Origin of the sequence: Pseudomonas sp. MWU16-30316 (genome assembly GCF_020515645.1) — a bacterium.
GTDB lineage: Bacteria > Pseudomonadota > Gammaproteobacteria > Pseudomonadales > Pseudomonadaceae > Aquipseudomonas > Aquipseudomonas cerasi.
Window position 1 is genome coordinate 64,496 of the sequence record NZ_JAIZAZ010000008.1, and the last position, 13,001, is coordinate 77,496.

Here is a 13,001-nt window from a genome sequence, read left to right on the forward strand (position 1 = left end):
CGCTCCGCGTGGTAGCGCAGCCCTGGACGCTCTGCGTCCGATCTTCAGCCTTGGCACGAGAAGCGTTAGAGCGGGAAGGCGCGGACACGCTCAGCTACGCAGCAAATCCTCAGGCGTCAGTGCCAGCCCGCGCCACTCGAACGCCACCGGCCAAAGCTGCTGATCAATCTGCGCATCAGCCCAAAGTTTGCTGAAGGCAATCCCTACACCAGGATGCAGACATTCAGGGGCGATCAACGCCAATGGGCGCAGCACGAAGGCATTCTTTAAGATTTCCGCCCTCGGCAGAATCAACCCGTCGAAATTACCGACCTGCTCGCCATACAGCAGCACATCGATATCCAGCGGCAACCCTTTGCGATCCGGGGCGTAGCGGCCATTGTCCGCTTCGATGAATTTCAGGCGTCGATCCAGTTCCATCAAGGGCAGATCGGTCAGCGCCGACACCACGAGGTTGAAGAACGGCCCGCTCTTGATACCCACGGCATGGCTCTCAAAAACCGGCGAACAGCTCAGGTCGGTCAGGAAGCCATCCAGCGCATCAAGCCCCGCTACCAAGTGGCGCTCGCGCTCGATGTTGCTCCCCAGGCCGAGGAAAATCCGCGTCAGCGACATCCGCGCTCGATCTCCACGCCCACACCGGCAGCGGCCGCTACAGCACCGGGCTTGGTCAGTTTCAGGCGCAGCCAGGGAATATTGAATTCACCCATCAGCACTTCAGCCAGTCGCTCGGCGAAGGTCTCCACCAGCTGGAACTGTGCCTGCTCGGCGAATGCCTGAATACGGGTCGAGACACTGGCGTAGTCGAGAGCCTTGCTCAGATCATCCCCAGCAGCTGCGGGGCGATTGTCCCAGGCGAAGCTGAGGTCAAGACGCAGGCACTGACGAATGCCGCGCTCCCAGTCATAGGCGCCAATGACCGTATCGACCTCAAGGCCCTCGATGAAAACTCTGTCCAAGCACTACTCTCCACTGCACGACAAGGGCGCGATGCGCCGTTAGAATCAGGGCATCCTCGCCCGGAATGGTTCGCATGTTTTGGTTACTGGCCACCTTCGCCTACCTGCTTGGCTCGCTGTCCTTCGCCATTCTGCTCAGCCGCCTGAGCGGCAGGCCGGACCCGCGCGCCAGTGGCTCCGGCAATGCTGGCGCGACCAACATGCTGCGTCTGGCCGGAAAAAAACTCGCCATCCTGACCCTGTTCGGCGACCTCTGCAAAGGCCTGGTGCCGATCCTGATCGCCAGCGCCTGGAACATGGACACCGCACAGCAGGGCTGGATCGGCGTGTGTGCAGTGCTGGGCCATCTGTTCCCGTTGTACTTCCGCTTTCGCGGCGGCAAAGGCGTAGCGACCGCCGCCGGTGTGCTGCTGGGCCTGTATCCGCCTGCCGCCGCCCTGGCGATAGTCGCCTGGCTGCTGACGCTGTACCTGACCCGCACCAGCTCGCTCGCAGCCCTGATCGCCACACCCCTGACCCTGCCGTTGCTGGCGTGGCAGGAGCCTCATGCGTTGCTGCCGATGAGCGTGTTGACCCTGCTCATCGTCTGGCGCCATCGCGGCAATCTACGCGACCTGCTCGCCGGGCGCGAACGACATTTCTGAGGCGCAACCCGCCTCGCCTGCCGTCACAGCCCCGACAACTGCTCCATGGGCCAGCGCGCCTGCACGCTGATGCTCAAATCTTCCTTCTGTCCGGCCTGCAAACGCTGACAACCGGCAAACGCAATCATGGCGCCGTTATCGGTACAAAACTCGGGCCGTGCGTAATAGACATGCCCGCGCAAGTCACCAAGCATGCTTTCCAGCGAAGCGCGCAGTGCCTTGTTGGCGCTCACGCCACCGGCAATCACCAGGCTCTTGAGGCCGGTCTGCTTGAGCGCGCGCTTGCACTTGATGGTCAAAGTCTCCACTACCGCCTGCTGGAAGGCCAGAGCGATGTCGCAGCGGGTTTGCTCACTGTCGTCTCCAGCGTTCCGGCATTGCTGCCAGGTATTGAGCGCTGAGGTTTTCAGGCCGCTGAAGCTGAATTCCAGCCCGGGCCGATCAGTCATCGGCCGAGGGAAGACAAAGCGCCCCGCCACGCCCTGCATGGCCGCCTTTGAAATCTCCGGGCCGCCGGGGTACTGCATGCCCATCATCTTCGCGGTCTTGTCGAAGGCCTCGCCTGCGGCATCATCCAGGGTCTCGCCCAGCAGCTCGTACTGACCGATGCCGTCGACGCGCACCAGCTGCGTATGACCGCCGGACACCAGCAAGGCGACGAACGGGAACTGTGGCGGGTTTTCTTCCAGCATCGGCGCCAGCAGATGACCTTCCATGTGATGCACGCCCAGCGCCGGGATATCCCAGGCGAATGCCAGCGCCTGAGCGCACGAAGCGCCGACCAGCAAGGCGCCGACCAATCCAGGGCCGGCCGTGTAGGCAATGGCGTCGATATCCGTGGCCACGCAGTCCGCCTCGGCCAGTGTCTGGCGAATCAGGGGCAGCATGCGCTTGACGTGATCGCGTGAAGCCAGCTCCGGCACCACACCGCCATAGGCACGATGCAGGTCGATCTGGCTGAATAATGCGTCCGCAAGCAAACCGCGTTCGCTGTCGTACAATGCGACGCCGGTTTCGTCGCAGGAGGTTTCTAATCCCAGTACTAGCATGGGGTTGCGCCTTGTAGGGGGCAGATTTGAAGGCGCGCATAATAGTCGCCGACCGAGGTGCCGACCAGCGGTTTTCGATCAGAGGCTTTGCATTCCTCTCAATGAAGGGTTAACATCCGCAACCCTTAAAAACCGACGTACTTTTGTGCAGTGTTTGCACTGAGCGTTGACCCCGGTAATGAATGAAGGTAGCTCTGGATGCCAGCCGTCAAAGTTAAAGAGAACGAACCCTTCGACGTAGCTCTGCGTCGTTTCAAGCGCTCCTGCGAAAAAGCCGGTGTTCTGGCTGAAGTTCGTAGCCGCGAATTTTACGAGAAGCCGACTTCGGAGCGTAAGCGCAAGGCAGCAGCTGCTGTCAAACGCCACGCCAAGAAAGTCCAGCGCGAACAGCGCCGCGCCGTTCGTCTGTATTAATTTACAGACCTTCGTCGCAAGCTTCTGCCTTGCCCGGCCAACCAGCCGGGCTGTCGGCAGTTACAGCTTCGCTGTTTTGCGTTCGCTTTATTGATTGATCCTGTCCAGGCCGCCGATGCGACTCGGATATGTCAGTCAAGCACGTCCAGCCTGTTCACAGGCTACATCGGTCATGCCCACTCGGGCAGCACATCGACCGATGACCAGACGAGTATGCCTTGATGACTTCGCAAGAAGCTCAGCCAAGGCAGCGTCTTCCGTGCCTTCAGGCTCTTCGTGGACAACGAAGCTTGCGGCCTTTCTGATCCACTCGCGGGATCAAGCTTTATCCCTTTCAGGCCAACACCGTCCTTCGGATGCAAAGACGTGCCCGTTTATTGCCAACGTCTTCAAAAAGACGGCTGACAGGCTGACGGAACGCTCGTAGAGTCATCCGATACTTTTGCACCACGCTTGAATGATGAGAACGCCATGGCCGGGCTGATTCCCCAGAGCTTTATCGACGACCTTCTGAACCGCACCGATATAGTCGATGTTGTCAGCTCGCGCGTGCAGCTCAAGAAAGCCGGGAAGAATTACACCGCGTGCTGTCCGTTCCACAAAGAGAAAACACCCTCTTTCAGCGTCAGCCCGGACAAGCAGTTCTATTACTGTTTCGGTTGCGGCGCAGGTGGCAACGCGCTCGGCTTCATCATGGACCACGACAACCTGGACTTCCCCCAGGCCGTCGAGGACCTGGCCAAGGCCGCCGGCATGGAAGTGCCCCGCGAACAGAGCGTAAAAGGCCAGAAGCCCCGGCAACCCACCGATTCCCCGCTCTACCCGCTGCTGACCGCCGCAGCCGAGTTCTACCGTCAGGCCCTGAAAAGCCACCCGTCACGCAAGGCTGCGGTGGATTACCTCAAGGGCCGCGGGCTGTCAGGCGAAATCGCCAGGGACTTTGGCCTGGGCTTCGCCCCTCCCGGCTGGGACAACCTGTACAAGCACCTGAGCAGCGACTCATTGCAGCAAAAGGTGATGGTCGATGCCGGCCTGCTGATCGAGAACGCCGAAACCGGCAAACGCTACGACCGCTTCCGCGACCGGGTGATGTTTCCGATCCGCGATTCACGCGGGCGTGTCATTGCCTTTGGTGGCCGCGTACTGGGTGATGACAAACCCAAGTACCTGAACTCCCCGGAAACACCGGTTTTCCACAAGGGTCAGGAGCTGTACGGGCTGTTCGAGGCGCGCAAATTCAATCGCAACCTCGATGAAATCATCGTCGTCGAAGGCTACATGGACGTCATCGCCCTGGCCCAGCAAGGCTTGCGCAATGCCGTGGCGACGCTGGGTACTGCTACCAGCGAAGAGCACTTGAAGCGCCTGTTCAGGGTCGTGCCCAACGTGCTGTTCTGCTTCGACGGCGATCAGGCCGGGCGTAACGCTGCATGGCGGGCACTGGAAGCGACCCTGTCGAACCTGCAGGACGGACGCCGGGCGCGCTTTCTGTTTCTTCCCGAGGGCGAAGACCCGGACACACTGGTGCGCTCCGAGGGCACAGATGCGTTCAAGGCACGTATCAATCAGCACGCGCAGCCGCTGGCCGATTATTTTTTCGAGCAACTGACCAAAGAGTCCGACCCGCGCTCGCTGGAGGGCAAGGCGCACATGGCCACCCTCGCGGCGCCATTGATCGACAAGGTGCCCGGCGCGAACCTGCGTATTCTGATGCGTCAGCGCCTGACCGAAATTACCGGGCTGACCGGCGAGGCCGTCAGCCAGCTGGTGCAGAGCGCGCCGGCAGAGGCGCCACCGAGTTACGACCCGTATGTCGACTACGACGCCATGCCTGATTTTGCCGATTACCAGCCACAAGGCGGTTACGAGCCTCAACAGGAATGGACGCAGAAGAAAACCGGCGGTCCGAATCAAAAAAAATGGGACAACAAATCCTGGGGCAAAAAAGGCAAGCGCCAGGACTTCGAACCTCGAACGCCGCGTGTACCCACCGCCGTCGAGCCGCCCATGCAGGCCGCACTGAGAACCTTGCTGCATCACCCCGAATTGGCGGAAAAGGTCGAAAATGCCAGCCATTTCGCTGCAGAAGACCAATCCAACGCACAACTGCTGGTCGCTCTTATCGAGGCCAGGCAAAAGAATCCGAACCTTCGGTCGTTACAGTTGATAGCGCGATGGCACGGGACTGAGCAGGGTCGTTTGCTGCGCGCACTGGCAGAAAAGGAATGGCTGATTGAGGCCGACAACCTTGAACAACAGTTTTTCGACACTATAACTAGCTTATCCGCTCGCCAACGCGAGCGCAGTCTGGAACATCTGATCAGCAAGGCTCGGCAGACCGAGCTGAGCGCAGAAGAGAAAATTCAGCTTAGGGAACTGCTAAATCGCAATGTTCCCGCACAAACCCCGACCTCAACTGGCGCGTGAGGTCATAGCTCGGGTATAATCCTCGGCTTGTTTTTTGCCCGCCAAGACCTTCAGTGGATAGGGTGTTATGTCCGGAAAAGCGCAACAGCAATCTCGTATCAAAGAGTTGATCACCCTGGGTCGTGAGCAGAAGTATCTGACTTACGCAGAGGTCAACGACCACTTGCCCGAGGATATTTCAGATCCCGAGCAGGTGGAAGACATCATCCGCATGATCAACGACATGGGGATCCCGGTACACGAGAGTGCTCCGGATGCGGACGCCTTGATGCTGGCCGACGCCGATACCGACGAGGCAGCCGCAGAAGAAGCGGCTGCAGCGTTGGCAGCGGTCGAAACCGACATCGGGCGTACCACCGATCCTGTTCGTATGTACATGCGGGAAATGGGCACCGTTGAACTTCTGACCCGTGAAGGCGAAATCGAAATCGCCAAACGTATCGAAGAAGGCATCCGTGAAGTGATGGGCGCAATCGCGCACTTCCCAGGCACGGTTGACCACATTCTCTCCGAATACACACGCGTCACCAGTGAAGGCGGTCGCCTTTCCGATGTTCTGAGTGGCTATATCGACCCGGACGACGGCATTGCGCCGCCTGCCGAAGTCCCGCCGCCTGTCGACCCCAAGGCCGTCAAGGCCGAAGGTGCCGATGACGACGAGGAAGAGTCGGCAGACGCCAGCGACGAAGAAGACGAAGTCGAGAGCGGTCCTGATCCGGTCATCGCCCAGCAGCGCTTCGGTGCGGTTTCCGATCAAATGGAAATCACCCGCAAGGCCCTGAAGAAATTTGGTCGCGACGACAAGCACGCCATTGCCGAAATGGTTGCACTGGCCGAACTGTTCATGCCGATCAAGCTGGTTCCAAAACAGTTTGAAGGTCTGGTGGAGCGTGTACGCGGTGCCCTTGAGCGTCTTCGTGCCCAGGAACGCGCCATCATGCAGCTGTGTGTACGTGATGCACGTATGCCGCGCGCCGACTTCCTGCGCCAGTTCCCGGGCAACGAAGTTGACGAAAGCTGGACTGACGCACTGGCCAAGGGCAAGAGCAAATACGCCGAAGCCATCGGTCGCCTGCAGCCTGACATCCAGCGTTGCCAGCAGAAGCTGTCCGCACTGGAAGAAGAGACCGGCCTGAAAATCGCCGAGATCAAGGACATCAACCGTCGCATGTCGATCGGTGAGGCCAAGGCCCGCCGCGCGAAGAAAGAGATGGTTGAAGCGAACCTGCGTCTGGTGATCTCCATCGCCAAGAAGTACACCAACCGTGGCCTGCAATTCCTCGATCTGATCCAGGAAGGCAACATCGGCTTGATGAAGGCTGTGGACAAGTTCGAATACCGTCGTGGCTACAAGTTCTCGACCTATGCCACCTGGTGGATCCGTCAGGCGATCACTCGCTCGATTGCCGACCAGGCACGCACCATTCGTATTCCGGTGCACATGATCGAGACGATCAACAAACTCAACCGTATTTCCCGGCAGATGTTGCAGGAAATGGGTCGCGAACCGACCCCGGAAGAGCTGGGTGAACGCATGGAAATGCCTGAGGATAAAATCCGCAAGGTATTGAAGATCGCGAAAGAGCCGATCTCCATGGAAACCCCGATCGGTGACGACGAAGATTCGCACCTGGGTGACTTCATCGAAGACTCGACCATGCAGTCGCCAATCGATGTCGCCACTGTCGAAAGCCTGAAAGAAGCGACACGCGAAGTGCTGTCGGGCCTTACTGCCCGTGAAGCCAAGGTTCTGCGCATGCGTTTCGGCATCGATATGAATACCGACCACACCCTTGAAGAGGTTGGTAAGCAGTTCGACGTAACCCGCGAGCGGATTCGTCAGATCGAAGCCAAGGCACTGCGCAAGCTGCGTCACCCGACAAGAAGCGAGCACCTGCGCTCGTTCCTCGACGAGTAATCGCACCAGCGAGTCAACAAGACCCCCGGCATGCCGGGGGTTTTGCGTTTCCGGGCAGAAGAAAATTCAAACTTTGCAGGCCCAGTCGTCAATTGACCAAAACAAGAAGAGGTCAGACGTCAGTCTAATTGCAGCGCCTGACAAATTGACCTACAACTATGTATCACACCAGACAACAGCGCTCTTCAAATCAAGCCTTGGATCATTGAAGTTACAGGGTTACGCCACACCATCATCAGCGATAGTCAGACACGGACGTAAGCCGCATATGCGTGGAGTAATCAACAAAAGTGACCGGGAAGCGTCATGCCTGTCCGAAGGAAAATTCGCCTCGATCTTCGCTCAATGCCCGGATGCCATGCTTATCGTCAGCCTTGCTGACGGGCACATCATGGATGCCAACGAGGCGTTCGTAGAGCGAACAGGCATCCCCCTTGATGAAGTAATTGGTAAGACACCGACAGAACTGAATCTGTGGGCAGTGCCAGGCATCGGCCCAAAAGTCTTGCTGCAATTGCAGACCGGCGATATCCATAATCTGGAGATACCCTTTCGGCGCAAAAACGGCGAAACCTTTTCAGGGCTCATGTCCGCCCAACCGTTCGAGCATAGCCCGATACCTGCCGTGCTGGTGATAGTGCGTGACATCACCCAGCTCAAACAGGCCCGGCAACAATTGCAGCTTTCCGAAGAGAAGTTCGCCAAAGCCTTTCATGCGTCGCCTGACGGGATGGCGATTACCCGACAGCAGGACGGTATGCTGCTGGAGGTCAACGAAGGGTTCTGCCGCTTGACCGGGTATAGCGAAAAGTACTGCCTTGACCACTCGACATTCGACCTGGGCATCTGGGTTGACCTCAGCGAACGCTCAAGACTCATCGAGCAAATGAAACAACATGGTTTTGTCAGGGATCTGCGGGTCCGGATTCGTAACAGCAATGGCGATGTTCGACTGTGCGAGCTGTCATCTCAACCCGTCATCATTGCCGGTGAAGACTGTCTGCTGACGACTACCCGGGATATCACCGAAAGCAGGCAAATGCAGGAGAAACTCCATCTGGCGGCCACCGTTTTCGAGAGCACTGCCGAAGGAGTGCTCATCACCAATACCGACCAGACCATCAGCGCCGTCAACCGTGCATTCACTGAAATCACCGGCTACAGCGAAGCTGAAGCCATCGGCAAAACCCCTCGCCTGCTTGCCTCTGGCCAACACGACAGCGCGTTCTACGCCGCGATGTGGCACCAACTGGCGGCCGAGGGCCACTGGCAGGGTGAAATCAGCAACCGCCGCAAGAACGGCGAGCTTTACCCGAGCTGGCTGACCATCAGTGCCGTGCGCGACAAGGACAACCTCCTGACCCACTTCGTCGCCGTGTTCGCCGACATCTCCAGCCTCAAACACGCACAGGCGCGCCTCGACTATCAGGCCCATCATGATCCGCTCACTGGCCTGCCCAACCGAACACTGTTCGAGAACCGGCTTCAGGCCGCTCTGCTGCACAGCGAAGAATCCGGCAGCCTCGGCGCAGTTCTGTTCCTCGATCTGGATCGCTTCAAGCACATCAATGACAGCCTGGGCCACCCGGTCGGCGACCTGTTGCTGAAAGGCATCGCACACCGGCTAAAGGAAACCCTGCGCGACATCGACACCGTCGCACGCCTGGGCGGCGACGAGTTCATCGTTCTACTGCCCGGCCTGCTGCAAGCCAGCGACGCACAAGCCATCGCCAATAAATTACTGGCCTGCTTCAACACGCCCTTCGAGGCTGGCGAACATGAGCTCTACATCAGCCCCAGCATCGGCAGTTGCGTGTTCCCCACCGACGGCACAGACGTAGCCACGCTGGTCAAAAATGCCGACGCGGCGATGTACCGCTCCAAGGCAAAAGGCCGCAACCGGGTCGAAAGCTATACCTGCGACCTCAGTGACCAGGCCAGCGAGCGCATCGCCCTTGAGCAGGAACTGAGAAGAGCCCTGGAGCGCAATCAACTGACACTGGCCTACCAGCCCAAAATCAACCTGACGACCCACACACTGGCAGGCGCAGAAGCCCTGATCCGCTGGAACCACCCGACCTTTGGCGATGTGCCGCCCGAGCACTTCATTCCCCTGGCGGAAGAAAACGGCATGATCCTGCAGATCGGCGACTGGGTGCTGGAGCAGGCCTGCCGCCAGATGGGCGTATGGCGCAAGACCTGTCAGCCGTTCGGCCCGCTGTCAGTGAACCTGGCAGGCGCACAACTGCGCCAGACCAACCTGCTCGAACGCATCGAACAACTGCTCACGGACAACGGCCTCGAACCCGGCTGCCTGCAACTGGAAATCACCGAAAACTTCATCATGAGCCAGACCCAGGAAGCGCTGGCCGTGCTGCACCAATTGAAAACACTCGGCGTGCAACTGGCGATCGACGACTTCGGCACCGGCTACTCCTCACTGAGCTACCTCAAACGCCTGCCACTGGACATCCTCAAGATCGACCAGTCCTTCGTCCGCGGCCTGCCGGAAGACACCCACGACGCCGCCATCGTCCGCGCCATCATCGCCCTTGGGCGCAGCCTGCAACTGACCGTGATCGCCGAGGGCGTGGAGAACAGCGAACAGCAGCAATTTCTGACCAGCGAAGGCTGCGAACAGATCCAGGGCTACATTGTCAGCCTGCCCCTCGACGCCGAAGAATTCCGCGAGCGATTTCTTCTTATGAATCTTTCGGACTTTTCGGATAGCACAGCCGCGAAACCGCCGTTATAATCCGCGACCTACTGAGGGCCCATAGCTCAGTTGGTTAGAGCAGAGGACTCATAATCCTTTGGTCCACGGTTCGAGTCCGTGTGGGCCCACCATACTCAAAGCCGCGCATTGCGCGGCTTTTTGCTGTCTGCGACAAAAACCGCTGGACCAGTCCTATGGTCCACAGGTACAAAATCAGTACAGTGCCAAGACAACGGTACGTTTTTGGAGCAGAAATAAAATAGCCACCATCGTCAAAACAGACGCTGGTACCTGGAAAGCCCTGGTGCGGAAAACCGGCTGGCCCGCCAACGCGAAGACCTTTCGTACAAAGCGTGATGCGAAGACTGGGCCCGTCGCACAGAAGATGAGATGGTCAGAGGCGTGTACATCCAGCGGGGCGGTTCAGAGCGCATGACGTTAGCCATGGCTTTGAAGCGATATCTGGCCGAGATCAGCCCAACGAAGAAACCGACAACTCAGCGCGCCGAAGCAACAAAAGCTCAGCAGTTGATCAGCCATCTAGGCAAATACTCGATGGCTGCACTATCCGCAGAAATCATTGCCAATTACCGAGATACGCGCCTAGCCTCGATCACCAGTCGCGGCAAGCCAACAAGCAACAACACTGTGCGCCTGGAGCTTGCCTTTCTTAGCCACCTGTACACCGGGGCACTCCAGGAGTGGGGGTTGGGGCTAAGTTTCAACCCGGTGCTGAACATCCGCAAGCCAAGTCATGGCGAAGGCAGAGATCGGCGACTGTCTGCCGAGGAGGAACGCCGGTTGCTGGCTGCAGTGAACGCGCACAGCAACCCGATGCTTGGCTGGATCGTTCGAATCGCTTTGGAGACAGGCATGCGCTCTTCGGAGATAACATCTTTGCGTCGGCATCAGGTTGATTTGAAAAAACGTGTGGTGCGCCTTTCTGACACAAAAAACGATAGCGCTCGCACCGTGCCACTGACCCGGTTAGCCACTGACACCTTCCAACTTGCGATGAGCAACCCTATTCGACCAATCGATTGCGACCTGGTGTTTTTTGGGGAGCCTGGCAAAGAGGGTAAGCGCAGTGCGTATGCCTTCACCAAAACCTGGGGCAAGCTGAGGACCAAGTTGGGGATGCCTGACCTACGCTTTCATGACCTTCGCCATGAAGCAGTCAGCCGACTAGTAGAGGGGGGCCTTTCTGATCAGGAGGTTTCCGCTATCAGCGGGCATAAGTCAATGCAGATGCTGAAGCGCTACACGCATCTGCGCGCCGAGGATCTGGTAAGCCGATTGGACAAGCTAGAGGCGAGAGCCCCTAACTGAGTGAATGCATAGCCGCCTAGCTTTTACATTCGACGTTACCGATCATTCGCCGGTGTAAATATTGCAAACGGTGCCCGACATGAATGGGAGAAACCTGAAAGCCCATAAAAGCGAAGAAAGGAATGAGTGCGTGGCATTGAGAGCTCGCGTTAGGTGGGCTACCAGTGCTTTGGATATTTTTAAGGTGCGTATTATGAGGAGCTGCACGTCAATAGCAGGCAGACTTGCTCAATAAAAAATGGCTTCTATAACAATGCCTTAGGTCCTAAGGAAGGTAGAGTGATTTAAAAAAAGCCTCACGATCAAATAAATTATACCGAATAACACCACGCAACTGTGATACTTGGTCTAGCCTGCTTACACCCTCAAGGAATTGGTGTAGATATGGCCACGCACGACCCCTTACGATTTGTCTCTGACTTAGGGGCGAAACTGGCAACGCGCTCAAGGCACGTATGTACCTTTTTTGGAGCTGGCACTTCGAAAGCATGCGGTCTCCCAGACATTGCCCAATTGCAGGAACGAGTGCTTGTAAGCCTCAGCAATGACCAAAAAACCCTATTCACTCTACTGCTGAAAGGTCGAAATTTGGAACAAGGCCTTAGTCGGCTACGGCGAATAACTGCACTGTTAGATGGCGATCAAACTCTAGACAACTTCACTGCCCAGACAGCATTAGATTTAGACCTGGCTATCTGTCAAATAATAATTAAAGAGTTAGATATTAGCAACGCCAACCACACACCAAGTAGATACTTTGCCGCTTGGCTTGCCCGTACAAACTACCACACGCCAGTAGAAATCTTCACAGTCAACTACGACCTTTTACTTGAGACCGCACTTGAAGAAATGCAAGTCCCTTATTTTGACGGGTTTATTGGAAATTTGCGCGCCCGATTTCAAACGGATCTAGTGGAAACTCGGCCAGGTTCTGAAGCAGAGAGTATTCCTGCCTTTTTTTCACGCTTATGGAAGCTACACGGATCCGTCAACTGGGCATGGGAAGACGATCGCCAAATTGTTCGAGTCGGCCAGCCGATCCATAATGAAATGGCAGCAGCTATATATCCCTCCGATACAAAATATGAAGAGTCTAGGCGAGTACCCTTTCTTGTCCTCCAAGATCGTATGCGCAGAGCATTTCACCAACCAGAAACGCTTGTATTAGTGGCTGGATATTCGTTCGGAGATGCTCATTTAAACGAACTAATCTTTGATGCAGCGATGCGGCGTGAGCGCACAGAAATAGTTGTTTTTTGTTATTCAGACATCCCGGGCATCCTGGCCGACCGAGCACTTTTGACGCCAAACCTTCAGGTGCTAGGCAATCGAGAGGCAATCATAGGCGGGGTAAGGGCTAACTGGGCAGAAGCAGAAGAAGACTGTTCTGGTATATATGAACAAAATTCATTCTTACTCGGAAACTTCAGCAAACTGGCCGAGTATCTAGCAAAAAGCACTAGCCGTGATTTTGATAATAATATTCGACTCGAAAACATACTAAAACTGGCAGCGGGAATCCAAAGTCTAGGCGCAGGAGAATAA

The 13,001-nt window shown here is 57.1% G+C and carries 9 protein-coding genes, 1 tRNA gene and 1 pseudogene; 8 read left to right on the forward strand and 3 right to left on the reverse strand.

The window, feature by feature from the left end; all coding sequences use genetic code 11:
• Positions 1-90: 90 nt before the first annotated feature.
• Together folK and folB are read right to left on the reverse strand one after the other, a co-directional pair.
• On the reverse strand, positions 91-615 hold the full coding sequence (gene folK, locus LCH65_RS22065; protein ID WP_096127923.1) for a 2-amino-4-hydroxy-6-hydroxymethyldihydropteridine diphosphokinase: 525 nt from the start codon (positions 613-615) through the stop codon (positions 91-93).
• The gene (folB, locus tag LCH65_RS22070) at positions 606-959 is read right to left on the reverse strand and encodes a dihydroneopterin aldolase (protein ID WP_003316242.1); all 354 of its coding nucleotides are present in this window, start codon (positions 957-959) and stop codon (positions 606-608) included. The genes folK and folB overlap by 10 nt, the downstream gene beginning before the upstream one ends.
• 74 nt (positions 960-1,033) lie before the next feature.
• Between folB and plsY the strand changes: the two genes are divergently transcribed.
• Positions 1,034-1,603: a glycerol-3-phosphate 1-O-acyltransferase PlsY gene (gene plsY / locus LCH65_RS22075; RefSeq protein WP_024663250.1), complete on the forward strand. Its 570-nt coding sequence runs from the start codon at positions 1,034-1,036 to the stop codon at positions 1,601-1,603.
• 23 nt (positions 1,604-1,626) lie between these two features.
• Here plsY and tsaD read toward each other — a convergent pair whose 3' ends face one another.
• Positions 1,627-2,652: a tRNA (adenosine(37)-N6)-threonylcarbamoyltransferase complex transferase subunit TsaD gene (gene tsaD / locus LCH65_RS22080; RefSeq protein WP_003372796.1), complete on the reverse strand. Its 1,026-nt coding sequence runs from the start codon at positions 2,650-2,652 to the stop codon at positions 1,627-1,629.
• Positions 2,653-2,850: 198 nt separating this feature from the next.
• On the opposite strand from tsaD, the gene rpsU reads away from it, so the two are divergent.
• From rpsU to LCH65_RS22115, 7 genes and pseudogenes are all read left to right on the forward strand, one after another.
• Positions 2,851-3,066: a 30S ribosomal protein S21 gene (gene rpsU / locus LCH65_RS22085; RefSeq protein WP_002551877.1), complete on the forward strand. Its 216-nt coding sequence runs from the start codon at positions 2,851-2,853 to the stop codon at positions 3,064-3,066.
• 471 nt (positions 3,067-3,537) lie between these two features.
• Positions 3,538-5,493: a DNA primase gene (gene dnaG, locus LCH65_RS22090; protein ID WP_024663251.1), complete on the forward strand. Its 1,956-nt coding sequence runs from the start codon at positions 3,538-3,540 to the stop codon at positions 5,491-5,493.
• 67 nt (positions 5,494-5,560) lie between these two features.
• On the forward strand, positions 5,561-7,411 hold the full coding sequence (gene rpoD, locus LCH65_RS22095; RefSeq protein WP_003411788.1) for an RNA polymerase sigma factor RpoD: 1,851 nt from the start codon (positions 5,561-5,563) through the stop codon (positions 7,409-7,411).
• A 268-nt stretch (positions 7,412-7,679) separates the two neighbouring features.
• Complete coding sequence (locus LCH65_RS22100; protein WP_226439795.1) at positions 7,680-10,166, forward strand: bifunctional diguanylate cyclase/phosphodiesterase; 2,487 nt, start codon at positions 7,680-7,682, stop codon at positions 10,164-10,166.
• Positions 10,167-10,181: 15 nt separating this feature from the next.
• Positions 10,182-10,258, forward strand: a tRNA-Ile gene (locus LCH65_RS22105).
• Positions 10,259-10,386: 128 nt separating this feature from the next.
• Positions 10,387-11,456: pseudogene (locus LCH65_RS22110) on the forward strand (site-specific integrase).
• Between the two features lie 384 nt (positions 11,457-11,840).
• Entirely contained in the window at positions 11,841-13,001 is a 1,161-nt protein-coding gene (locus LCH65_RS22115; protein ID WP_003372812.1) for an SIR2 family protein, read from the forward strand.

What these genes read in the sequence shown, in the direction of transcription:
- folK (WP_096127923.1), bottom strand. Translation starts at nt 615, where the DNA reads ATGTCGCTGACGCGGATTTTCCTCGGCCTGGGGAGCAACATCGAGCGC.
- plsY (WP_024663250.1), top strand. Translation starts at nt 1,034, where the DNA reads ATGTTTTGGTTACTGGCCACCTTCGCCTACCTGCTTGGCTCGCTGTCC.
- tsaD (WP_003372796.1), bottom strand. Translation starts at nt 2,652, where the DNA reads ATGCTAGTACTGGGATTAGAAACCTCCTGCGACGAAACCGGCGTCGCA.
- rpsU (WP_002551877.1), top strand. Translation starts at nt 2,851, where the DNA reads ATGCCAGCCGTCAAAGTTAAAGAGAACGAACCCTTCGACGTAGCTCTG.
- dnaG (WP_024663251.1), top strand. Translation starts at nt 3,538, where the DNA reads ATGGCCGGGCTGATTCCCCAGAGCTTTATCGACGACCTTCTGAACCGC.
- rpoD (WP_003411788.1), top strand. Translation starts at nt 5,561, where the DNA reads ATGTCCGGAAAAGCGCAACAGCAATCTCGTATCAAAGAGTTGATCACC.
- LCH65_RS22100 (WP_226439795.1), top strand. Translation starts at nt 7,680, where the DNA reads ATGCGTGGAGTAATCAACAAAAGTGACCGGGAAGCGTCATGCCTGTCC.
- LCH65_RS22115 (WP_003372812.1), top strand. Translation starts at nt 11,841, where the DNA reads ATGGCCACGCACGACCCCTTACGATTTGTCTCTGACTTAGGGGCGAAA.